This is a genomic window from Alloactinosynnema sp. L-07 (assembly GCF_900070365.1).
Taxonomy (GTDB): Bacteria; Actinomycetota; Actinomycetes; order Mycobacteriales; family Pseudonocardiaceae; genus Actinokineospora.
This window is the reverse complement of the sequence record NZ_LN850107.1, coordinates 2,560,625-2,584,362: the sequence shown is the minus strand read 5'-3', so window position 1 is coordinate 2,584,362 and position 23,738 is coordinate 2,560,625. Positions and strand designations below refer to the sequence as shown.

Sequence of the window (23,738 nt, the reverse complement as noted above, 5' to 3'; positions counted from 1 at the left end):
CAGTTCGCGGCCATGGCGAAGAATGTTTGCGCCTATCGACACCTCGGATATCGCGCCGTTAACGTCCCCGATATGTCCATTCTCCGGCGTGTGTTCTCCCTTTCGGCGGTCGCCACGGTGACCGCGGCCGTGCTACTGGTCCCCACCGCGCCGGTCGGCGCCGCGGGGGTGCCGGTCGGTCCCGCGGGCGACGCGTTCTATCAGCCGCCCGCGCCACTGCCGGGCTCGGCACCGGGCGATCCGATCTGGTACCGCGCGACGCCCGCGCCGATCGCCACGGTCAGCGGGGCCTCGGCGTACCACGTCCTGTACCGCTCGAAGAACGCCACCGGCGCCGACATCGCGGTGTCGTCCACCGTCTTCGTCCCGCTGCTGCCCACGCTCGGCACCCGGCCCATCGTCGCGCTCGCGCCAGGAACCCAGGGCATCGGCGACAAGTGCGCGCCGTCGAAAGCGTTCGCGAACGGCACCGAGTACGACCAGCTCTACGTGAGCGAGCTGCTCAACAAGGGCTGGGCGGTCGCCGTCACCGACTACGAAGGTCTTGGCACACCGGGAGACCACACATATGTGATCGGCCAGTCGGAGGGCCGGGCGATGCTCGACTCCGTCCGCGCCGCGACCCGCGTGCCCGCCATCGGCCTGCGCGCGGGCGGCAAGGTCGGCCTGATCGGCTACTCGCAGGGCGGTGGCGCCGCGGCGTGGGCCGGGGAGCTACAGCCCTCGTACGCGCCGGACTTGAACCTGGTCGGCATCTCGGCGGGCGGGGTGCCCGCCGACCTCGACGCGGTGGGCAAGGCGCTCGACGGCAGCGCGGGCTTCGGTCTGCTGCTGTTCGCGGCGGTGGGACTGGACACGGCCTACCCGGAGCTGAACCTGGAGTCCTACCTCAATGACGCGGGCCGCAAGGAGTTCGCCGACCGGGAGAAGTGCGTGTCCGACTTCGCGCCCTACATCGGCAAGCGGATCAGCGACTACACCACCCGCAGCCCGCTCACTCAGCCCGACTGGCAGGCCCGGATGGCGGAGAACAAGCTCGGCTCGCGGGTGCCAGGGGCGCCCATCTTCCTCTACCACGCGAGCGGCGACGCGCTTGTGCCGTTCGGCCAGGCCGACGCGCTGCGCCGGGAGTACTGCGCGAAGGGCGCCGCGGTGAAGTGGGGCGTCCACCTCGGTGAGCACGTGACCGCCTTCGCCTCCGGCCGCGCCGACGCCGTGGCGTACCTCGCCGACCGGTTCGCTGGGAAGGCGGCTCCGCGATCGTGCTGACCAGGGTCCACGCCACCATCGCGCTGATCGCGTTCCTCACCGCCGCGGACAACACGGTGGTGGCGGCCGCGGCACCCTCGGTGGCCGCCGAGTGGGGGCTGGGGGTGACCGCGACGCAGGGAGTCACGGTGGCCTACCTGCTGCCCTTCGCCGGTCTGCTGCTCGCCGCCGGTCCGATCGTGGACCGGTTCGGCGAGCGGGCGGTGCTGCGGTCCGGACTGCTCGCGTTCGCGGTGGGCACGGTGGTCGCCGCGAGTGCGGTCGGCTACTGGCAGCTGGTGGCGGGACGGGTGGTCCAGGGCGCGGCGGCGGCCCTGTTGGTGCCCGCGACACTGAGCCTGGTGCGGACCCGGCTCGCCGCCGCGGACCGGGCACGTGCCGCGGCGGTGTGGACGATCGCGCTGGCGCTGGCGCTCGCGGCGGGTCCGGCCATCGGTGGGCTGGTCGCCGAGCACCTGCACTGGACGTGGGTGTTCTGGGGAACGCTGCCGGTGCTCGTCGCGGCGTCAGCGGTGCTGCCTGAGGCCCGCCATGCGGCGGCTCGGCCGACCGATGTCATCGGGCTGGGGCTGGCCGCGCTGGTGATGCTCCTGGCGACCGGGGCGCTGATGGTCCTGGCCGACGGCGGGATCCTGGCGGTTCCGCTGGGCGCCGGTGGGGTGCTGGTCGCGTTGTGGTTCGTCGCGCGGGAACGGCAGTCGCCCGCGCCCGTCGTGCCCGCGGAACTGGCGCGGGACAAGGTGTTCCGGTCGGTGCTGGTGGTGCAGGCGCTGTGGGGGCTGGGGGTCACCGGGGTCTGTGTGGTGACGCCGCTGGTGCACCAGCGCTGGCTGGGTCTCGGCCCGGCCGACGCGGCGCTGCCGCTGGTCGCGGTGGCCGCGTCCCTGATCTTGACCGCGCCGTGGGTGCCCGCCGTGCTGTCCGCGGTGGGCGAGGCCAAAGCGGTGTCCGGCGGGTTGATCGTGGTCGCGTTGGGGTTGGTCGAGGTGGCGGCGGTCAACGAGATCGCGCTGCTGTGGCCCCGGCTGCCGGGGCTGATCTTGATCGGCGTGGGGTCGGCGTTCACCGTGCCGCTGACGACGTTGGCGCTGGAGGTGGCAGGCGAGCGGCTGGCCGGGGCCGCCTCCGGGCTGCTCAGCGCGGCACGGGAGTTCGCGGGCGCGCTGGGTGTGGCGGCGGTGGCGGTGTTCGTCGGCGGGACCGCGGGCGAACTGGCAAACGGATACACCGCGGCGCTCGTGGCCGCGGCGGTGTTGCAGGTCGGTGCCGCGCTGATCGCGGCAAGGGTCGGAGAGACAGCACGGGTAAGGACGGTCAGATGAGTTCGACGCTCTCCGAGGCGCTCACCGCGTGGGCGCGCGTGAGTCCCGACGAGGTGGCCGTGAGCCACCTCGACTTCACCACCGTCGTGCGCGGCGCGCGCACCGACCTGACCTGGGGACAGCTCGACGCCAGAGTCGACGCGGTCGCGTGCTGGCTGCGGCACCGCGTCCGGCAGGGCGAGCCGGTGGCCGTCCTCATCGGACAGACAACCGACTACCTGGTGGCCTTCCTCGGCGCCCTGCGCGCGGGTGCGGTCGCCGTGCCGCTGTTCGCCCCCGATCTGCCCGGCCACGGCGACCGGCTGGCGTCGGTGCTGCGCGACTGCACCGCGCGCACCGTGCTGACCACCTCCGATGTCGCGCCCAGGGTGACCCAGTTCGCCGCCACCAACCAGCTGCCGATCCGCGAGACCGTCAGCGTCGACACGCTGCCGACGGCCATCGGCGTCGACTTCGAGCCCATCGCGGCGGACCCGGACGACTTGGCGTACCTGCAATACACCTCCGGCTCCACCGGAGACCCGCGCGGGGTGATGATCACCCACCGCAACATCATGGCCAACGTCCGGCAGGCCGTGACCGCCTACGGTGTCCGCAGGCGCTCGGTGACGGTCAGCTGGCTGCCGCTGTTCCACGACATGGGCCTGATCCTGTCGATCGGTGCGCCGCTGGAGGCCGGGGCGCGGACGGTGCTGATGGACCCGCTGGCGTTCATCGAGCGCCCGGAGCGCTGGTTGCACGCGCTGTCGGCCAACCCGGGCGCGGTCAGCGCCGCGCCGAGTTTCGCCTACGCCTACTGCGCCGCGCGCGTCCCCGAGTCGGAGAAGGCCCGGCTGCGCCTGGACACCGTCGACGTGCTGATCGACGGCAGCGAACCGGTGCAGCCCAACGCGATCAGCCGCTTCCAGGCCGCGTTCGCCGAGTGCGGACTGCGGCCGTGGGCACACCGGCCGTCCTACGGGCTGGCGGAGGCGACCGTGTTCGTCGCCACGGCCAGGCGTCCGATCGTCCGCCGGTTCGACCGGGTCGCGCTGGCCGCCGGGCGGATGGTCCAGGTGGCCGAGGACCACCCCGACGCGGTCCGGCTTGTCTCTTGTGGACAGCCGATCGACCAGGAGGTCGTGGTGGTCGACCCGGTGACGACCCTGCGGCGTGGGGATGGCGAGGTGGGCGAGATCTGGGTCGCGGGCGAGAACGTCAGCCAGGGCTACTGGAACCGACCGGAGGAGTCCGCCCGCACGTTCGGCAACGCCGTGCACGGCACCGATCCGCGCTGGCTGGCCACCGGCGACCTTGGCGTGTGGTTCGACGGCGAGCTCTACATCACCGGCCGGATCAAGGACCTGATCGTGGTCGACGGCCGAAACCACTACCCCCACGACGTCGAACGCACCGCCGAGGCCGCCCACGGCGCCATCCGCCCCCGCAACACCGTCGCCTTCTCCATCGCGGGCGCGGACGGGGAGTCGGCGGTCGTGCTGGCCGAACGGGCCAAGACGGTGGCGGTCGACGACGTGGACGAGTCCGACGTGGCCGCCGCGGTGCGGGCCGCCGTGGCGACCAGACACGGGTTGACGCTGCGGGAGGTTCTGCTGGTCGAGCCGGATGCCCTGCCCCGCACCACCAGCGGCAAGATCTCGCGCACCGCCTGCCGCGAGCGCTACCTGACCGGTCGCGCGTGAACCCCGGGGAGGTGGCGGCCTGGCTGGTGGGTCGGGTCGCCGAGATCGCAGGCCTGGCGCGCGAGTCGATCGACCATGCGCGCCCGTTGCAGGAGTACGGGCTGTCGTCGCGTGACACCGTGCGGTTGGTCGCCGAGCTTGGTGACCAGGTCGGCCGGGTGCTGCCGACGACGTTCGGCTACCAGCACCCGTCCATCGCCGCCCTCGCCGAGGCATCGTTGGACAATCCTCTTGTTGAACAATCCTACGATGCTGGGATTGTGGGATTGTTCAAAGGTAGGACAGTCGCGCCGGGTGAGCCGATCGCCGTCGTGGGGATCGGGTGCAGGCTGCCGGGCGGGATCGAGTCGCCCGCCGCGTTCTGGGAGTTGCTTGACCGGGGCGCCGACGTGATCGGCGACCGACCCGCCGGGCGCTGGCCGGGTCTGGTCGACGACCTGCCCGCCGCGGGTGGCTACCTCGACGACGTGGCCGGGTTCGACGCCGGGTTCTTCGGGATCAGTCCGCGTGAGGCGGCGGTGATGGATCCGCAGCAGCGCATCGTCCTGGAGGTCGCCTGGGCGGCCCTGGAACACGCGGGCATCGCGCCGAGCACCCTGCGCGGCAGCCGCACGGGTGTCTACATGGGAGTGTCCGCGACCGAGTACGGGGCGCTGACCATGGTCGACCCCGGCGCGGTCGACGCGTGGTCGGCCACCGGTGCCGCCGCCGCGATCGTGGCCAACCGCCTGTCGTACCTGCTGGACCTGCGCGGCCCGAGCGTCGTGGTCGACACCGCGTGCTCGTCGTCGCTCGTCGCCGTCCACCAAGCCGTTCAGGGCCTGCGGCACGGCGACGCGGACCTGGCCGTCGTCGGCGGTGTCAACCTGCTGCTCACCCCCGGTGTCACCGCCACCTTCCAGCGCGCGGGCGTCCTGGCCGCCGACGGCCGGTGCAAGGCGTTCGACGCCGCCGCCGACGGGATCGCGCGCGGCGAGGGCTGTGGCGTGGTCGTCCTGCGCAGGCTCACCGACGCGCGTCGGGCGGGGGATCGGGTGCTCGCGGTGATCCGCGGCAGCGCGATGAACTCCGACGGCCGCTCCAACGGCCTCATGGCGCCCAGCCCGGACGCGCAGGCCGCGCTGCTGGCCGACGCGTACCCTGCCGCCGAGATCGAACCATCCACAGTGGACTACGTGGAGGCGCACGGCACCGGCACCCTGCTGGGTGACCCGATCGAGGCGGGCGCCCTCGGCGCGGTGCTGGGCGCTGGGCGCGCGCCGGACCGGCCGCTGCTCGTCGGCTCGGTGAAGACCAACCTCGGCCACCTGGAGGGCGCGGCCGGGATCGTCGGCCTGATCAAGGTCGTGCTCGCGCTCGCCAACGGCCGGATCCCGGCCAGCCTGCACTACCGCGAACCCAACCCGCACATCGACTTCGACGCGCTCGGCTTGCGCGTGGTCGACACGGCGGCCACCTGGCCCCGCTACGGCGGCCTGGCCTGCGCGGGCGTGTCCGCCTTCGGGTTCGGCGGAAGCAACGCGCACGTCGTGGTCGAGGAATGGCCGAGCGCGCCGACCGTCGCCGAGTTCGACACCGACCAGCCCGAGGCGCTCGTCCTGTCCGCCGCCACCGCCGAAGCGGTCCGAACCCGCGCCGCGGACTTGGCCGACTGGCTCGACGTCGACCGCTCGGCCGCGCTCGCCGACGTCGCGGGCGCGCTGGCCACTCGCCGCGACCACCTGCCCGCGCGGGCCGCCGTGGTCGCCACCGGCCGGTCCGCGCTGGTCGCGGCCCTGCGCGCGTTCGCCACCGGCGCGCAGACGCCTGCCGGGTCCACTGTGGTCAGTGCGACCGGTGCTGGCGCGGCCCCCGTGTTCGTCTTCTCCGGCTACGGCTCGTCCTGGCCAGGCATGGGCAAAGCGCTGCTGATGGAACCCGCGTTCGCCGCGGCCGTCGACGCGCTCGAACCGCTGTTCGCCGCCGAAGCGGGCTTCTCCCTGCGGGACGCGATCGCCGACGGCGAGCCCGCCGACCTGACCGTCGCGGGCCCGACCCTGTTCGGCATCCAGGTCGCGCTCGCCGAACTGTGGCGTGCCCACGGCGTCACTCCGGCCGCCGTCGTGGGGCACTCGGTCGGCGAGGTGGCCGCCGCGGTCGTCGCGGGCGCGCTCGACGCCGGACAGGGTCTGCGAGTGGTCATCGCCCGGTCGGCGCTGCTGGCCGAGGTCGACGCGTCCGGCACCGGCGCGATGGCCGTGGTCGAGCTGTCCGACGCCGAGTTCACCGCCCTGGCCGACCAGTTCCCCGGCGTCGGCGTCGCGGTGCACGCGTCGCCGTCTCAGCTGACCGTCGCCGGACCGCCCGACCAGGTGGCCGCCCTGGTGTCCTATGTGGATGGCATGGGCAGGCTGGCCAGGACCCTCGACGTGGGCGGTGCCGGACACTCGGCCGCCGTCGACCCGTATCTCGACGGCTTCCGGGCGGCACTGGCCGGGCTGACTCCGAACGCCTCCGCCGTGCCCGTGTTCTCCAGCGTCGGCGACGGCCCGTTCGACGTCGACTACTGGGTGGCGAACCTGCGCCAACCGGTTCGCTTCGCCCAGGCCGTGACGGCGGCGCTCGGTGCGGGCCACCGCTGTTTCCTGGAGATCTCGCCGCACCCGATCGCGATCGCGGCCGTCGAGCGGACCGCGGCCGGTGTCCCCGTTCTCGCTGTTCCCAGCCTGCGTCGCGGCTCGGGGGTCGAGGCCTGGCTGTCGGCCGCGGCCACGCTCTACGCGCACGGCAACGCCGCCGCCATCGCCGCTCGCCACCCCGACGCGCCGGTCGTGGACCTGCCGGGACCGGTGTGGCGGCACGAGCGGTACTGGGTGGCCAGCCCCGTGCCCACCGACCGGCACCCGCTGCTCGGCGACCACGTCGAGCTACCCGAGGACGGCAGGCACGTGTGGCAGGCCGACCTCGGCGCGCACCCGCTGCCGTGGCTCGCCGACCACCGCGCCTACGGCGTGGTGGTGCTGCCGGGCACGGCATACCTGGAGCTGGCGCTGTCGGCGGCACGCGTGGCGCTTGGCGGCAGGGTCATGATCGTCGACCTCAAGTTCGTCGAGTTCCTCGCGCCGGGCCCGGATACCACCCTCACCACGATGATCGACCGCGACGGCCGCGTCACCGTCTCCTCCCGCGGCCCCGACGGCGGCTGGATCACCCACGCCACCGCGACCGCGCTGCCCGACGACAATGCCCCGGTCGTCCCTTGTTCGGAGCCAGAGAACGGCGGCCCGATCGACCTCTACGGCGCGCTCGCCGCGACCGGCCAGGAGTACGGCCCGGCGTTTCGCGGGCTGTCCGGCGTCGTCGCCGCGCCGGGCCACGCGACCGCGTCGATTCGGCTGCCCGCCGAGGTCGGGGGACACCGCAGGTTCGCCGTTCACCCCGCGCTCACCGACGCCTGCCTGCAGACACTCGTGGGCGCCGCGCTCGGCCTGCCCGGCGTGCACGGCCGCTATGTCCCGACGTCGATCGGCCGCGCCCGCGTCTTCGGCGACCCGTCGACCGGCGTCCGCTGCGTGGCGACCCTGAGCCCGGACGGCCAGACCCTGCTCGGTGCCGTGCACTTGGTGGATGGGGACGGCGCGGTGCTCGTGGAGCTGTCCGACGTGCGGGCGTCCGCGCTGGGCCAGGCGCCCGGCGGGTGGACGGAGCTTGCGGTGGAGCGGCGCTGGGACCTCGCGCCGCTGCCCGTCCCGCGCCCGGGTCGCCGGTCGTGGGTGATCGTCGGCGAGTACCCGGGCCTGGTCGAGGCGCTCGACGGCGACGAGATCCGGTCCGCGGGTGGCGGGGCGGACGGCGTGGTGGTGATCGCCGACCCGACCGACCCGCAGGCGCTGCTGGTGTCGGTGGCGCGGATCGCCGCCACACTGGTCGACTCGCGACTGTGGGTGGTGACCGACGGCTCGGCGTCGTGGCTGCGCGGCCTCATCCGCGTCCTCGCGTTCGAGCATCCGTCGCTGCGCGCCACGCTGCTTGAGGTCGACGCCGCCTCCGGCCCCCGTGCGATCGCCGCCGAACTCCGCGCCGACCGCCCCGACGACGAGGTCACGTGGCGCGACGGCAGAAGGCTGCGCGCCAGGTTGGCCCGCGCGAACGTCCAGCCCACCGCCGACCTTCCGATCCGCGATGGCGCGTACCTGATAACCGGTGGCCTCGGCGAACTCGGCACGCGGGTCGCCCGGTGGCTCGCCGATGGCGGCGCCACGCGAATCGTCCTGACCGGCCGAACCGCCCGGCCCATCCCGGACCTGCCCGTCGAGGTCGTCCTCGGCGACATCGCCGACCCCGGCTTCGCCGAACTTTCCGTCGCCCACGCCCAACGCGGCGGGGTTCCCTTGCGGGGCGTCGTGCACGCGGCAGGCGTCCTGGAGGACCACACCGTCGCGTTGCTGACCGCCGAGGACGTGGCGCGGGTGTGGCGACCGAAGGTGGTCGGCGGACAGCGATTGCATGAGGCGACGTCGGCGGTCGAGTTGGACTGGTGGGTGGCGTTCTCGTCGATCGCCGCCCTGGTCGGCTCACCAGGCCAGGCCGCGTACGCCACGGCGAACGCGTGGCTGGACACCTTGGTCGACCAGCGCCGGGCCGCGGGCCTGCCCGCCGTGACAATCAACTGGGGCGCCTGGCAGTCACCTTCGGCGCGCGCGAACGCGGCTTTGGCCGAACTCGACCCAGACCACGGCCTCGACGCGTTGGCCGGACTCCTGTCTCACGACCGCACGGGAATCGGCGTGGCCCACCTCGACGCCGCGCGCACTGTTGCCTTGTTCCCCGAGTTGGCGCGGCGCCCGTTCCTGGCGGGCTTCACCGGCCTGCCCGCCGAACCCGTTGTCACCACGACATCGTTCAGCACCCGCGAGGCACTCCTGGACCACCTGGCAACCGTGGTGGAAGGCCTGATCGGCGTCGTCGACCGAACCGCCCCGCTGACTTCGCTGGGTCTGGACTCCCTGATGGCCGTCCGCCTCCGCACCGCCATCGAACGCGACCTGGGTACTACCCCACCGGTACCGCTCCTGCTGCGCGGCGCCAGCCTGACCGAGATCGCTGAGCATCTGGCCGACGAACTCGACCTACCTACCACCCAGACGGATGACGCGCCCGACCCCCAAACCGCCCATAGTTGTCCACACCCCCTCGCCACCGAAGATCATTTGTCACCCCCTCCGGATAGACTGGCCAAGGGCCGTCCCCCCGGGGAAGGGTGGGGGCTTGCCGGCGCGCGGGATGCGGCTGAGTGTGTGCCCGATGGTGCTGATCTTCACCGGGGTTCCGCTGGGCGTGGGTGGGGGCAGGCCGGGCCGCGGGATGCCGCTGAGCGGTGGGTCGCGTTGGTGTGGGGCGAGGTGTTGGGCTCGGCTCCCGAGAGTGTGCACCAGGATTTCCCCGGCGATCTGGCCCAAGTGCGGCGCGTCCACGAAGCCATGGGGGACCGGCTCGCCGATCTCCCGCCCGTCGAGGTCGTGTTCGCCAACCCCACCGTCGCCGCCATGGCCGATCTTCTGCGCGACCGGCTAGACGGTGCGCCCGATCAGATCGTGAAGGTGCTGCGGGCCGGGGGTGAGGGCACCCCGCTGATGCTGTTCCACCCGGCGGGCGGCCCGACCAGCGTCTACCACCCCCTCGTCACCGAGTTGCCCGACGGCTACCCGGTCTACGGATTCGAGCGGCTCGATGACGAGTCCACAGTGGAGGGCAAGGCACGTCGCTACGTCGACCTGCTCCGCGAACTCCAGCCGAACGGCCCCTACTGGCTCGGCGGGTGGTCCTTCGGCGGCTGCCTGGCCTACGAGGTCGCGCACTCCCTTATCGAGCAGGGCGAGACCGTCGCCCAGGTCGTCATGATCGACACGATTCTGCCGCGCGTGTCCCAGGTCGAGCCCGAGCAGGTGCTGCTCGACCGGTTCGCCCGCTTCGCCGCCTACATCGAGCAGACCTACGACGTCGCCCTCGGTCTGTCCATCGACGCGCTGGCGGCCATGGAGGAGGGTGCGCAGATCAACTTCGTCATGTCCCGCCTGGCCACGATCCCCGCCATCGGCGATGCCGTGCTCAAGCACCAGTACGCGTCCTATGTGGACGCGAGGGTGGCCGAGCGGTATCGGCCGCGGCCGTACGCGGGGCGGGTGATGCTCGCCAGGGCGACCGAGCCGCCGCCGTTGACCAGTTCGCTCGACCCCCGTTACCTGCGCGCGGACGACGCGCTTGGCTGGGACGAGCTCTGCGCGGACCTGCGCGTGGTGAAGGTGCCGGGGAATCATCTGACGATCATCGACCCGCCCGCGGTGGCCACCCTCGCGGCGGCGGTCGCGGCCACGGAGGTGCGCTATGGCTGAACGGCCGCGCGACCTGGTGGACGACCTCTGCCTGCGTCGCGACGAAGCGATCCGGCTGGGGGAGAAGCGGGCCAGGGAACGCCAGCGACCCAAGGGCAAACTCACCGCCCGCGAGCGGATCGCCCTGCTGGCCGACCCGGGGTCGTTCCTCGAACTCGACGAGTTCGCGAGGCACGACGGCGGACCCTACGGCGACGGTCTGGTCGCCGGGCACATCACCGTCGACGGGCGCCCGGTCTGCGTGTTCGCGCAGGACTTCAGCGTGTTCGGCGGCAGCCTTGGCGAGGTCTCCGGGGCCAAGGTGCTCAAGGTGATGGACCTGGCCCTGCGCACCGGCGTCCCGATCGTCGGGATCAACGACGGCGGCGGCGCGCGCATCCAGGAAGGGGTCACCTCGCTGGCCCAGTACGCCGAACTCGCCCGCAGGCACACCGCGGCCTCGGGGGTCATCCCGCAGATCTCGATGATCCTCGGGCCGTGCGCGGGCGGAGCGGTGTACGCGCCGGCGCTCACCGACTTCACCGTGCTGGTCGACCAGCTCTCCCACATGGTCGTCACCGGCCCCGACGTGCTGCGCGCGGCCACCGGCGAGGAGTCCACTCTGGACGAACTCGGCGGTGGCCACACCCACGCCACCGTCTCCGGCGCCGCGCACTACCTCGGCGCAGACGAACCCGACGCGGTCGACTGGGTCAAGACGCTGCTGGGTTTCCTGCCGTCCAACAACCGGGCCGTCGCGCCGGAATACGTCGACGAGACGGCGTTCGAGGTCACCGCGACCGACCTCGAACTCAACCGGATCGTCCCGGACGGCGCCAACCAGGCCTACGACATGACCGAGGTCGTCACCCGGATCGTCGACGACGGTGACCTGCTGCCGGTGCACGAGGGATTCGCGCCCAACATGATCTGCGCGTTCGGCCGGGTGGCGGGCCGGTCGGTCGGCGTGGTGGCCAACCAGCCGCTGGTGGCCGCGGGAGCGATCGACATCGACGCCTCCGAGAAGGCCGCCCGCTTCGTCCGGTTCTGCGACGCCTTCGAGATCCCGCTGCTCACCTTCGCCGACGTGCCCGGCTACCTGCCCGGCCGCGACCAGGAGCGCGGCGGCATCATCCGGCGCGGCGCGAAGCTCATCTACGCCTACGCCGAGGCCACCGTCCCGAAGGTCACCGTCGTCGTCCGCAAGGCCTACGGCGGCGGCTACGCGGTCATGGGCTCCAAACACCTCGGCGCCGACGTCAACCTGGCCTGGCCCACCGCGCGGATCGCCGTCGTCGGCCCCGAGGGCGCCGTGCAGGTGCTGCACCGGCGCGAACTGGCCGCCCTGCCCGGTCCCGAACGTGCCGCCCGCGCGCGGGAACTGGCCGCCCGCCACCACGACTCGCCGTACCCGGCCGCCGAGCGCGGCTATGTCGACGGCGTCATCGAACCGGCCAGGACCCGCGTCGAGGTCACCGCCGCCCTGCGGGCGCTGCGGGGCAAACGAGCACAGACGCCCGACCGCAAACACGGGAACATCCCGCTCTAAGTGGAGGTAGGCATGACCCGCTCACGGATCGTCCGCTGGATCGCGGCGGTCGCCGTCCTGGCCTCGGTGGTGGTCCCACTGACCGCGGCCGAGGCGGCCCCGGCGCCGGTCAAGGCCGACGACGGCGCCCGGGTGACCGAGGAAGTCCGAGTGGACGCGAGGATGGTGGACCTGCGCATCGAGTCACCCGCGCTGGGTAGATCGGCCTGGGTCCGGCTGCTGGTGCCCCGCGGCTGGGACGCCGACCGCACCCGCGTCTGGCCCACCCTGTGGCTGTTGCACGGCTGCTGCGCCGACGTCGACTACAAGTCGTGGACCGAGTACACCGACGTCGCCGCCTTCACCGCGGACAAGGACGTGCTGGTCGTGCTGCCCAGCGACGGCCGCGCGGGCATGTACTCGGCGTGGTGGAACTTCGGCATGTCGAACAAGCCCGACTGGGAGGCCTTCCACCTCAACGAGGTCCGCCAGATCGTCGAACGCGGCTACGGCGCGGGCCCGAAGCGCTCGGTCGCGGGCCTGTCCATCGGCGGCTACGGCGCCTTGGCCTACACCTTCCGCCACCCCGGCATGTTCGCCGCCGCGGCCAGCTACAGCGGCATGCCCAACACGATGCTCTATGGCATCCCCAACTTCATCCAGGGCATCCTGATGCGAGAGGGCCTGCCCGCATACAACCTGTGGGGCAGCGAGTTCCTCCAGCGCGCGAGGTGGATCGCGCGGAACCCTTATGACAACGTCGAAGCGCTGCGCGGGACCAAGCTCTACATCTCCTCAGGCAATGGCAGCGCCGGACCACTCGACAAACCGGGCGCGTTCGACATAATCGAGCCGCTTTCGTACCTGTCGTCGCGCACCTTCACCGACCGCCTCAAGCAGCGCGGCATCCCGGTCACGACGAACTACTACGGCAACGGCACCCACTCCTGGCCGTACTGGGAGCGCGAACTCCACGCCTCCTGGCCAACCCTGGCGGCAGGCCTGGGCCTACCCGCCTAGCCCCCAGACCGACGCGCCTTGCTTTGCTTGTGGGGACCGCAGGTCCCTGCACTTCCCCCTGCACCCTCGTCCTGGCAATCCCTTGTCCGGGCCCAGTGAAGTCAAGGGTCAGCTCGCTGATCGCGCAGCGACGCCGCAGGCGCCCTTTACTTCACTGGGCCCGGACAAGACGCTGATTGACGAGGGAGCGACCCCGTCCTCCGAAGCACGAACGAGCGAGTCCGCGGTCTCGGGCTCCTTCACGGGCTCGGTGCCAGCATCGATCCACACCACGGGATGCCTCGCTTCGATCGTCCGCCGCCCTTCACCTCCATAGAGCGGTGGCCCGTGGGAAAGGTTGCCTCCCGCCACGAAAGAAGGCAGGCCGCCTCCGTGGGGGAGACGGCCTGCCTCTTGTTGGTCGCCCGCCCCGGGCCCTTGCCGCCCGGGGATGGCTCCCGATCACACCTTCCGGGTCAGAAGGTGAGCTTGACGCTGTCGATGTAGCCGGTGTCGTAGCGGGCGATGTCCTGGACCTTGAGCTTCCAGGTGCCGTTGGCGACCTCGGTCGACGCGTTGACGGTGTAGGTCGCGATCACGTTGTCGGCCGAGTCGTTCGACGACGAGTTCTTCAACCGGTAGGCCGAGCCGTCCGGGGCGATGAGGTCGATGACCACGTCGCCGCGCCAGGTGTGCTTGATGTCGACGTCGACCTTCAGCGTCGACGGCGCGTTGCCCGAGATACCCGACACGGCGACGTCGCTGGTGACGGCCGCGGCGGGGGAGTCCGGGATGTTGACGTTGTTGGTGTTCTCGAAGACCCGGCTCGGCGGCGCGGTGGTGGTGGTCGGGGGCGTGGTGGTCGGGGTGGTGGTCGTGCCGCCACCCAGCTCCGTGGCCTTGGCCTTGATCGCCGCGGACAGGGCGCTCACCTCGCCGTAGACGCCGTACTTGTTCGGGCGGGCGCAGCCCTCGCCCCACGAGACGATGCCGACCTGGATCCAGTTGTTGTTGTTGTCGCGGCGGACCATCGGGCCGCCGGAGTCGCCCTGGCAGGTGTCGATGCCGCCCTCGGGCAGGCCCGCGCAAAGCTCGGTCGCGGGCTTGAGGTTGGCGTAGGCGCTCTTGCAGGTGGCGTCGGAGACGAACGGGACCTTGGCCTTGAGCATGTAGCGCTGCTGGGAGCCGCCCTCGGAGGCCGCGCCCCAGCCCATGATGTCGAAGGTGCCGTTGTCGAAGGCGGAGGTGGTGGCGATGGGCAGGGTGGCCGCGCCCGCGATCGGGCTGGACAGCTTGATCAGCGCCCAGTCGCCACCCGTGGAGGTCGAGTAGCCCGGGTTCTTGTAGACGTAGGACGAGGTGCGCTTCACCGCGCTGCTGCTCTGCAGGTCGACCACGCCGTAGGTGGCGGTGATCGAGGTGTTGTTGCCGGTGCTGCTCACACAGTGCGCGGCGGTGAGGACCAACTGCTCGGAGTACATGGCGCCGCCGCAGCCCATGGACAGGCGGACCATCCACGGGTAGTCGCCCAGGGCGGCGGGTGTGCCGCCGACGATCTGCGGGCTGACGTCGCCAGGCTGGGAGGCCGGCGGCTGCGAGGCCAGGGCCTGCCCGGCCACGGTCGCCGCGGCGGCGACCGTGGTCGCGGCCAGCATCATGGCCTTCTGGAGCTTGCTGAGCTTGATCAACGAACTTTCCTTTCCACGGTGACGCATGCAGGGAGTGGAGGGATCAGGGGAAGGTGAGCTTGAAGCTGTCGATGTAACCGGTGTCGTACCGCGCGACGTCCTGGACCTTGAGCTTCCAAGTCCCGTTGGCGACCTCGGTTGAGGCGTTCACGGTGTAGGTGGCGATGACGTTGTCAGCGGAGTCGTTGGACGACGAGTTCTTCAGCCGGTACGCGGAGCCGTCCGGGGCGATGAGGTCGATGACCACGTCACCGCGCCAGGTGTGCTTGATGTCGACGTCGACCTTGAGGGCCGACGGGGCGTTGCCCGAGATGCCGGAGACGACCACGTCACTGGTGATCGCGGCGCCCGCGTCCGGGATGTTGACGTTGTTCGCGTTCTCGAAGACCTTGCCGGGAGGCTGCGGAGTGTCACCGCAGTTCCCGCCGATCGCGCGCTTCGGGCAGTCGGCGTAGTCGAGCAGGTAGAGCACCGCCGCCTTGTTGCGCGAGGTCTCCCGCGCCAGGATCTCGTCACCGGGATAGAAGCCGCCGCCGCTCGCGCCGGACGGGAACATCTCGAAGGTGTAGCCCCAGATCTTGTGGGCGCCCCACAGGTAGTCGTCGATCGCGCCGTCGGTGATGTACAGGTCCGATGATTGCTCCGGCTTGTAGCCGTTGGTCTGCGCCATGGCGCGGCCCATCGTCGAGAAGATCTGGTGTTCCTCGGCGTTGAGACCGGGCGCGGTGTCATCGAACGTCCAGCCGAACGGCCACAGGACGAGTTCGCTGTAGGAGTGGAAGTCGATGGCGGTGCTGATCTGCTGCTTGCCGCCGACGTTGCGGCTGGTGACCCAGTTCTGCACAGCCCGGACCTCGGGGGCCGACCCGGCCGACGGGCCGCGGTAGGTGTCGGAGCTGGGGTTGGTCGAGGAGCCGTTGCAGCAGCCCCACTTGTAGTCCCAGTTGCGGTTGAGGTCGGTGCCCACGGCCGACGATCCCGCGTTGGGCTGGCGGTTCTTGCGCCAGCTCTTGTACGAGCCGGTGGCGATGTCGAACTCGCCGCCGTCGGGGTTGATGTCCGGCATGATCCAGATCTCGCGCGAGTCGACCAGGCCCTTGATCCGGCTGTCGGTGGCGTAGCCGTCGGTGAACAGGTTCACCAGGTAGAGCGCCATCTCCACGGTGATGTGCTCGCGGGCGTGCTGGTGGTGGGTGAACAGCACCTCCGGCTCGTTCTCATCGGTCGCCGCGTTGTCCGAGATCTTGATGAGGTAGAGGTCGCGGTTCTCGTAGGACTTGCCGTAGACCTGCTTGGTGATGATCCCCGGGTGGTCGGCGACGGCCTTGTTCAGCTCGGCGACCATCTCCGCGTAGTTGTGGAAGCCCGAGTCGGCGGAGGGGAAGTCGTTGACCCCGTTGGCGTCCTGGGTGCCCTGGACCGAGGGCGTGGCGTCGGCGACGACCTCGAAGCCCATCGCCTTGATCTTGGCGACCTCGGCGGGGGTGGCCGTGATCAGTGTCCGGCTGTCCTCGGTGCCGTTGATCGCCGCACCGGTCCCGGCGATGGCGCTGCGCTGCTGCGCGGTGCGCACGCCGACCACGCTGTACTCGGCCGCCGCGCGCAGCTCGGCGGCGGGTCGGCCGCCCTGCTCGCCGGACGCGGGTCCGTTCATGGTCAGCACGACCGCAGCCGCGGTCAGCGCGCCGACCAGCAGGGATAGCGGTTTTCTTTTCACAGTGAAACCTCCCGCAGGGTGGCGCCGTGTTCGGGCGCCGGAGGAATAGCCGCCTATTGCGGACATGCCCTCACATGCCCCCGGGTCGGCGGATATCCAGCATCCTGGCCTGCTCGTCGCGGTAGCCACAACCCCACTAATGAAGTGTGCTGTTGCCGGTTATTTCCCAGTCTGGACCTGGGAAGTCGACAAATCCGACGGTCGTTCCCGGTTAAAAGCGAGGACTTCCGCAGGCGATTGCCGGACCGCAGAATGAGTAGGCGGATATCGGCGCGGATCGAGAATGGCAATAATCCGGGAACGGGTGACACAAGGCCGATACACAATTCGCCACCGACCACGCGGCGGGCATGGACGCCACCGGGGAAGGCGCACCCTGCATGCGCCTTCCCCGGTCGGCGGGCGGGGTCGGGTTTCGTCGACCGCGCGGGCGGGCTACCTTCCGGTAGGTGACGGACCTGTCTCCCACCGATCCCGCCGCGGCGCAGCCCTTCGCCGACGCGCTGCGGACGGCCATCCAGGCCAGCGGGATCACCCTGGACCGGGTCGCCGACCGCCTGCGCGAGCGCGGCACCCCGGTCAGTCTGGCCACCTTGAGCTACTGGCAGTCCGGCCGCAGCCAACCGGAGCGGGCCAAGTCCCTGGCCGCGCTGACCCACCTCGAAGACATGCTGGGTCTGGTCTCCGGCCACCTCGGCAGGCTGCTCGACACCCCGAAACCGCGCGGACGCAACGTCCACCGGCCACAGGAGCCGCTCGACAGCGTGGCGCCGTGGGCCGACGATGAGTCCTACGACCGGGTCGTCGGCGGCTTCGACCTCAGCGGCGACGGCCACCTGACCCGACTCAGCGCGAACGACCTGGTGGTCATCGGCGCCGACCGCACCAAACACGTCCAGCGATCGCGCCAGGTGCTGCGCGCGGAGAAGGACGGCGTCGACCGGTTGGTCGTCGTCGGCTGGAACGAGAGCCCCGACGAGCCCATCCCGGAGATCGTGCCGCTGCGAAACTGCCGCCTCGGCCGGGTCAACCGCGACGAGCGCACCGGCCAGATCGCCACCGAACTGCTCTTCGACCACGCGCTGGCCCGGCGCGAGACGATCGTGATCGAGCACGAGATCGCTTGCCCGCCGCCGCGCCCGCCCGCCCACGACCACGAGCGGGTCAGCAGGCTGCCGGTGCGCGAGTTCCTGGTCGAGATCCGGTTCGACCCGGCCGCCCTGCCCGTCCACGTCGCCCAGTTCTCCGAGGTCGACGGCCGGGAGCGGGTCAAGGCGGTCACATTGGACTCATCGCACACCGCGCACGCGCTGGCCTTGGACATGCTCCCCGGCCGCTACGGCATCCGTTGGTCGTGGGGACAACGGTGATCACTCCGGACTCGGTGCACACCTTGACGCACACCGCGCACGCGCCTGCGATGGGCATGGTCCCCCAGTGATCACCGTTGTCGGTGAGGCCCTGGCCGACCTGATCGCCGGACCCGACGGCCGCACGTTCACCGCGCACCCCGGCGGGAGCCCGGCCAACGTCGCCCTCGGCCTCGCCCGGCTCGGCGAACTGACCCGCCTGGCCACCCGACTGGGTGAAGATCTGTTCGGTCGCATGATCGGCGCGCACCTGACCGCGGGCGCCGTCGTCGTGGAGCGGCTGCCCGCGCCGACCACCGACACCAGCGTCGCCTTCGCCGCCACCGACGCCGCGGGCGTGGCCACCTACGACTTCCGCATCGTCTGGGACATCACCACGATCCCCGGTGACCTGGGCCGCTGCGTGCACACGGGTTCGCTCGCGACGATGGTCAGCCCCGGCGCGGCCGTCGTCGAACAGATGATGGCCGACGCGCGCGCCGACGGTGTCCTGGTGTCGCTGGACCCGAACGTGCGGCCGTCGCTGGCCGGGACGCGAGCCGCCGAACGGGTACGAATCGAACGGCAGGTGGCCATCGCCGACATCGTCAAGGTCAGCGACGAAGACCTCGGCTGGCTCTATCCCGGCGCCGATCCGGCCGACGTCGCCGGGCGGTGGCTGGCGTCGGGCCCGCGCGTCGTCGTGGTCACCCGTGGGGGAGAGGGCGCCTACGCGGTGACCTCCGCCGGGTCGGTGTCCCGCCGGGCGCCCGCGGTCACCGTGATCGACACCGTCGGCGCGGGGGATGCCTTCACCAGCGGTTTTCTGCACTGGCTCAGCCGAACGGGCCTGCTCGACCGCCCGGCCGACCTCGCCCACCTGACCGGCGACCAACTCGCCCCCGGCCTCGACCTGGCCTGCGCGGCCGCCGCGATCACGTGTTCCCGACCCGGCGCCGACCCACCAACGAGTGCCGAGTTGCACGCTGAACACGGATACCTTCTGTAGCCCAGGCACGTCCGCGCAGCCATCCGGCGGTGTTCGTTGAGCGAACGGCCGACGATGAACGGCTGATCCCGATTCCGGCAGGCCACGCCATGTCCTACTGTGTATACGTTCTGTTGCGTAGTTCACACTCGGGGAGCCCGCCAGATGCCCACCGCCGACCGGTCGTCGTGGGACACCGTGCCCCGGCTCACGCCGCTCGACTTCGACCGGCCCAACCTGGCCCGGCTCACCGACGCGCTGCTCGGCGGCCGCGATCACTATGCGTCAGACCGCGAAGTCATGGACCAGGTGCTCGAACTGGCCCCCGGCGCGAAGCAACTGGCCAGAGACCACCGCGACTGGATCATCCGGGTGCTGCGGCTGCTGGTTGGCGAGCGTGCGATCGACCAGTTCGTCGACCTCGGCTCGGGACTGCCGACGGTGGACAACACCCATCAGGTCGTGCAGCGGTACAACGCCGAGGCCCGGGTGATCTACGTCGACAACGATCCGGTCGTGCAGGCGCATGGCCGGGCGATCCTGGAGGAGAACGACCGGACGCACGTCGCCGGGTGCGACTTCCACCCCGCCAAGGCGCTGGGGCATCCTGATCTCGCGCCGTATCTGGACCTGAGTCGGCCCGTCGCCCTGATGATGAACTCGGTCATCCATCATGTCGCTGATGACGACTCGGCGGCCGCGATCGTGCGGGAGTGGCTCGACGCGGTGCCATCCGGGTCCTATCTGATGCTGACGCACCAATACGACCCGGCGGACGGGTCTGAGGCGAGTCTGCTGATCCGCGAGTTGGAGCGAATGTTCCGGGGGACGGAGATCGCGGCTCGGCCTCGCTCCCGGGAGACGATCGCCTCGTACTTCGCCGGGCTGGAACTGGTGCCGCCCGGGTTGACGCATCCGCACGACTGGTGGCCTTCCGGGCCGCGGATGCTGCCGCTGTCGGCCTTGAACTTCACCGTTCTCGCTGCTGTCGCACGCAAGCCTTAGGGCCCGGTTACGGCCTTGCCAATAGCCGGTGGGCCAGCAGCGTGCCCGCCGCCATCGCGGCGGGGAAGACGACAACCGCCGCCAGCGGGATCAGGCAGACCAAGTACACCGGCACGGCGAATCCCAGGGTCATCGCGCGGCTCTTGCGGAGGGTGGCCCGGCGTTCGCGGAGGCTGTGCCCTCGGCGGACGAAGGGGATGGCGGTCAGTTCCACCGCGAGCAGCCAGGCGCCGATGGCGATGGCGAGTACCGGTACGACAGTCTGTCCCAGTACCGGGATGAAGCCGAGCGCCAAGAGCACGATGGCCCAGACCAGTGCGCGCAGGATCAACAGCACCGTGTCGCGGAGACCGATCCAGGCCGCTCGGCCCCAGCCGATGCGCTCGGTGTTCGGCACGCCGCCGAGGACCTTGTCCTCGACGTCCTCGGCGATGCTCTCGTAGAACGGGCCGCCGACGGCCAGTGCCAGGCCGGAGAACACAAGCAGTGAGACCGCGATCGCCGCGACCGCCATGACCAGGCCCGCGGCGATGCGCAGGGCGCGGCGCCAGGTGGTGGCCCAGTCGTCAGCGAAGGGGGTGGCCCAGGCGACCAGGGCATCGAGGTTGGTCGCCAGGAGGGTCAGGCCGCCGAACAGGATCACGCTGGCCAGCAGGACCGGCACGGCACCGCGTTTGAGCATGGAGCGGTCGCGGGTCACGATGCGCAGTCCGTGGCCGAGCAGGCCGACGCCGACGGCGAAGTCTTTGATCACGGGGCGAGTGTAGGGAATTCTTGACTTCGACAATGGTCGAGGTCCTACCGTCATCGCCGTGGACATGCAGATGACGGCGTTCAGTTCCCTCTACAAGACGATGCACGCCTCCGAGACCTCCGGTGGCGGCGTCTCCCGGGCCACGGTCCGGCGGATCCTCGGGTTCGCCCGCCCGCACAAGGCCCGGTTGCTTTGGTTCCTCGTGGTCAGCGTCGTGCTCTCGACCACGGCGGTGGTCACCCCGGTGCTCGCGGGGCAGGTGGTCGACGCGATCGTGGGCGGGACCGACAGCGGGCTGATCGTGACGCTCGCGCTGGTCATCGCCGGGGTCGCGGTGTTCGAGGCAGCGCTCGGCCTGGTGTCGCGGTGGCTGTCGGCCACCGTCGGCGAGGGCCTGATCCTCGACCTGCGCACCCGGGTGTTCGATCACGTCCAGCGGCAGCCGGTCGCCTTCTTCACCCGGACCAGGACCGGTGCGCTGGTCAGCAGGCTCAACAACGACGTCATCGGCGCCCAGCGGGCGTTCAGCGACACCTTGTCCGGGGTCGTCGGCAACCTGGTCACACTGGTGCTGACGCTCGTGGTCATGATCGGCATCTCCTGGCAGATCACCTTGCTCGCACTGGTCCTGCTACCCGTGTTCGTGCTGCCCGCCCGCCGGATGGGGTCCCGGCTCGCCTCGATGCAGCGGGCAGCGGCCGAGCACAACGCGGCGATGAGCACGCAGATGACCGAGCGGTTCTCCGCGCCGGGCGCGACGCTGGTCAAGCTGTTCGGCAGGCCCGCCGACGAGTCCCACGAGTTCGCGGTCCGGGCGGGTCGGGTGCGCGACATCGGCGTGCGGACCGCGATGCTGCAGTGGGTCTTCCTCACCGCGCTGACCCTGGTCTCGGCCCTCGCGCTGGCCCTCGTCTACGGACTCGGCGGCGTCTTCGCCCTGCGCGGCTCGCTCGACCCGGGCTCGGTGGTCGCCCTCGCGCTGCTGCTGGCCCGCCTCTACGCGCCGCTGACCGCGCTCGCCGGGGCCCGCGTCGAGGTGATGAGCGCGCTCGTGAGCTTCGAGCGGGTCTTCGAGATCCTCGACCTGCCGCCGCTGATCGCCGACAAGGCCGGTGCCCGCGAGGTGCCGGACGGGCCGGTGTCGGTCGAGTTCGACAAGGTCCGCTTCGCCTATCCATCAGCGGACAAGGTCTCATTGGCCTCGCTGGAGGACGTCGCCCGGCTCGACACGCGCGGCGGGGTGGAGGTGCTGCACGAGGTGTCCTTCCGCGCCGAGCCAGGTCAGCTGGTGGCGCTCGTCGGCTCGTCCGGCGCGGGCAAGTCGACCATCGCCCAACTCGCGCCCCGGCTCTACGACGTAGACTCCGGCGCGGTCCGGCTGTCCGGGGTCGACGTGCGCGACCTGACCGCCGACTCCATCCGCGCGACCCTGGGCATGGTCACCCAGGACGGGCACCTGTTCCACGAGTCGATCCGGTCGAACCTGCTGCTGGCCAGGCCCGCGGCGGCCGAGGACGAACTGTGGGACGCGCTGCTGCGGGCCCGGCTCGACGATCTGGTCCGCTCGCTGCCCGACGGGCTGGACACGGTGGTGGGGGAGCGCGGCTACCGGCTCTCCGGTGGCGAGCGCCAGCGCCTCACCATCGCCCGGCTCCTGCTGGCCCGCCCGCGCGTGGTGCTCCTCGACGAGGCCACCGCGCACCTGGACTCCACGTCGGAGGCCGAGGTCCAGGCCGCGCTGGGCGAGGCGCTCGCCGGTCGGACCGCCGTGGTCATCGCGCACCGGCTGTCGACCGTGCGCGCCGCCGACCTGATTCTGGTCGTGGAGGACGGCCAGATCGTCGAACGCGGCACCCACGAGGTGCTGCTGGCCGTCGGTGGGCGCTACGCCGAGCTCTACCGGACCCAGTTCGACCAGCCATCGGCGGCGCCCGCGCTTACCTGACGAGTGAAGTTCAGGTATCGGGCGAGTCCATTAGGGACAGTCGCGGGTATCGTGTGCTGATGGCGAACCCGCTCGACCCCGCGCTGCCCGATCTGGTGGCGGCGACCATCCGCGAACTCGCGGTGGCACACGTCGATGTCCCGGTCTCGGTCATCGACGCGGTGGTTCGACAAGCCGCCTGGGAGTTGGTCGCCACCCACCGGTCGACCGCCGAGTTCGCCCGGCTGCTCGCCCGGCGTGCCGACGCCCGGCTGCTCGCCATGACCGGCACCCTGACCCCGGTGCGTGGCCGGACCCTCCCGAGCGAACGGGCCGTGGCCGATGACTCGGCCACGGCCCCTCACCTGGGCTGAGATTGATCAGACGCCCGCGACGCTGCGGATCCAGGTGCGGTACGAGGCCACGTTGGTGTAGTTCGTGACCGACTGGCGGTCGCTGGTCGACGCGACGCCGACCTGCTTGCCGGAGGCGAACATCGGGCCGCCGGAGTCGCCACCCGCGGTGATGCCGTCGATCCGGGTCGCCCGCACCGCGACGCCGCCGTAGGCGTCACGCGCGTTGACCGAGCTGACGCGCACGTTCGCGTACTTCAGATAGCGCGACTGACAGTTGATCTCCGGCTGGTTGGTGCAGGTCGCACCCCAGCCGTAGACCTGGACCGTCTGGCCGACGCGCACGTCGGTCGAGGTGCCCAGCGGCGCGTAGGTGGCGTTGACACTGCGGTCGAGCTTGGCGATGGCCAGGTCGGAGCCGGAGTGCCGGGTGATCTGGACCGCGGTGGCGGTGGTGCCACCAGTGGTCTGGTCCAGGCTGCCGATGCGGAAGGAGATGGTGCCGCTGGCCACGCAGTGCTTGGCCGTCAGCACGTACTGCGGGGCGATGATCGTCGCCGAGCACGTCTGGCGCCCGTTGGCGAACAGCCGCGCGGCCCACGGGCCGCTGGTGGCTGTGTTGCCATCGATGATCATCGGTGTGAGGCTCGGCTCCGGTTCGGGAGCCGCGACGGCCGACGGGGCGGCGCTGAGCAGTGCCAGCGCGATACCGGTGACCGTCAGAGCGATCTTGGACTTGAACATTCTCGGTCTCGATTCGTTGCAGGGGAATCGACAATTAGTGACCTTTTCACCCGATAGAGGCAACGA

General features: G+C 71.1%; 15 protein-coding genes and 2 pseudogenes. 11 read left to right on the top strand and 6 right to left on the bottom strand.

Annotated features, from left to right (window positions below; genetic code table 11):
• The first annotated feature begins 72 nt into the window (after positions 1–72).
• From BN1701_RS11525 to BN1701_RS11500, 6 genes are read left to right on the top strand one after another with little or no spacing between them, the layout of a single operon-like run.
• Positions 73–1,269 (top strand): lipase family protein, encoded by a 1,197-nt coding sequence (locus tag BN1701_RS11525; protein ID WP_054048175.1) that lies wholly within the window; start codon positions 73–75, stop codon positions 1,267–1,269.
• A complete protein-coding gene (locus BN1701_RS11520) occupies positions 1,263–2,591 on the top strand; it encodes an MFS transporter (protein ID WP_054048173.1) in 1,329 nt (442 codons plus the stop codon). The genes BN1701_RS11525 and BN1701_RS11520 overlap by 7 nt, the downstream gene beginning before the upstream one ends.
• Positions 2,588–4,273 (top strand): fatty acyl-AMP ligase, encoded by a 1,686-nt coding sequence (locus BN1701_RS11515; RefSeq protein WP_054048171.1) that lies wholly within the window; start codon positions 2,588–2,590, stop codon positions 4,271–4,273. Before BN1701_RS11520 ends, BN1701_RS11515 begins: the two co-directional genes overlap by 4 nt.
• Positions 4,270–10,644 (top strand): type I polyketide synthase, encoded by a 6,375-nt coding sequence (locus BN1701_RS11510; RefSeq protein ID WP_054048169.1) that lies wholly within the window; start codon positions 4,270–4,272, stop codon positions 10,642–10,644. The genes BN1701_RS11515 and BN1701_RS11510 overlap by 4 nt, the downstream gene beginning before the upstream one ends.
• Positions 10,637–12,172, top strand: a complete 1,536-nt coding sequence (locus BN1701_RS11505; RefSeq protein WP_054048167.1) for an acyl-CoA carboxylase subunit beta — start codon at positions 10,637–10,639, stop codon at positions 12,170–12,172. The genes BN1701_RS11510 and BN1701_RS11505 overlap by 8 nt, the downstream gene beginning before the upstream one ends.
• A gap of 12 nt (positions 12,173–12,184) precedes the next feature.
• Positions 12,185–13,171: an alpha/beta hydrolase family protein gene (locus tag BN1701_RS11500; RefSeq protein ID WP_054055788.1), complete on the top strand. Its 987-nt coding sequence runs from the start codon at positions 12,185–12,187 to the stop codon at positions 13,169–13,171.
• A 455-nt stretch (positions 13,172–13,626) separates the two neighbouring features.
• On the opposite strand, the gene BN1701_RS38160 is transcribed toward BN1701_RS11500, so the two are convergent.
• The 4 genes and pseudogenes from BN1701_RS38160 to BN1701_RS11490 all read right to left on the bottom strand — a co-directional run.
• Complete coding sequence (locus BN1701_RS38160; protein ID WP_369800671.1) at positions 13,627–13,902, bottom strand: proprotein convertase P-domain-containing protein; 276 nt, start codon at positions 13,900–13,902, stop codon at positions 13,627–13,629.
• Positions 13,903–14,037: 135 nt separating this feature from the next.
• Positions 14,038–14,808, bottom strand: a pseudogene (locus BN1701_RS38155) (trypsin-like serine protease); the annotation flags it as partial.
• A gap of 73 nt (positions 14,809–14,881) precedes the next feature.
• Positions 14,882–15,166: a proprotein convertase P-domain-containing protein gene (locus tag BN1701_RS38150; protein ID WP_369800670.1), complete on the bottom strand. Its 285-nt coding sequence runs from the start codon at positions 15,164–15,166 to the stop codon at positions 14,882–14,884.
• A 120-nt stretch (positions 15,167–15,286) separates the two neighbouring features.
• A pseudogene (locus BN1701_RS11490) lies at positions 15,287–16,492 on the bottom strand (M14 family metallopeptidase); the annotation flags it as partial.
• Between the two features lie 512 nt (positions 16,493–17,004).
• Here BN1701_RS11490 and BN1701_RS11485 point away from each other — a divergent pair.
• From BN1701_RS11485 to BN1701_RS11475, 3 genes are all read left to right on the top strand, one after another.
• On the top strand, positions 17,005–17,925 hold the full coding sequence (locus BN1701_RS11485; RefSeq protein ID WP_054048163.1) for a hypothetical protein: 921 nt from the start codon (positions 17,005–17,007) through the stop codon (positions 17,923–17,925).
• A gap of 67 nt (positions 17,926–17,992) precedes the next feature.
• A complete protein-coding gene (locus tag BN1701_RS11480) occupies positions 17,993–18,913 on the top strand; it encodes a carbohydrate kinase (protein WP_054048161.1) in 921 nt (306 codons plus the stop codon).
• Between the two features lie 144 nt (positions 18,914–19,057).
• A complete protein-coding gene (locus BN1701_RS11475; RefSeq protein ID WP_054048160.1) occupies positions 19,058–19,897 on the top strand; it encodes an SAM-dependent methyltransferase in 840 nt (279 codons plus the stop codon).
• 7 nt (positions 19,898–19,904) lie between these two features.
• Here BN1701_RS11475 and BN1701_RS11470 read toward each other — a convergent pair whose 3' ends face one another.
• Positions 19,905–20,651 carry an EI24 domain-containing protein gene (locus BN1701_RS11470; RefSeq protein ID WP_369800522.1) on the bottom strand — a complete coding sequence of 249 codons (747 nt, stop codon included), beginning with the start codon at positions 20,649–20,651 and terminating at the stop codon, positions 19,905–19,907.
• Between the two features lie 70 nt (positions 20,652–20,721).
• Here BN1701_RS11470 and BN1701_RS11465 point away from each other — a divergent pair, with 70 nt between their 5' ends.
• Positions 20,722–22,596, top strand: coding sequence for an ABC transporter ATP-binding protein (locus BN1701_RS11465; protein ID WP_197672208.1), 1,875 nt, complete (start codon positions 20,722–20,724; stop codon positions 22,594–22,596).
• Between the two features lie 59 nt (positions 22,597–22,655).
• The gene (locus BN1701_RS11460) at positions 22,656–22,949 is read left to right on the top strand and encodes a hypothetical protein (protein ID WP_157367921.1); all 294 of its coding nucleotides are present in this window, start codon (positions 22,656–22,658) and stop codon (positions 22,947–22,949) included.
• Between the two features lie 6 nt (positions 22,950–22,955).
• Here the strand turns inward: BN1701_RS11460 and BN1701_RS11455 are convergent, their stop codons facing one another.
• Complete coding sequence (locus BN1701_RS11455; protein ID WP_054048154.1) at positions 22,956–23,672, bottom strand: trypsin-like serine protease; 717 nt, start codon at positions 23,670–23,672, stop codon at positions 22,956–22,958.
• Positions 23,673–23,738 lie beyond the last annotated feature (66 nt).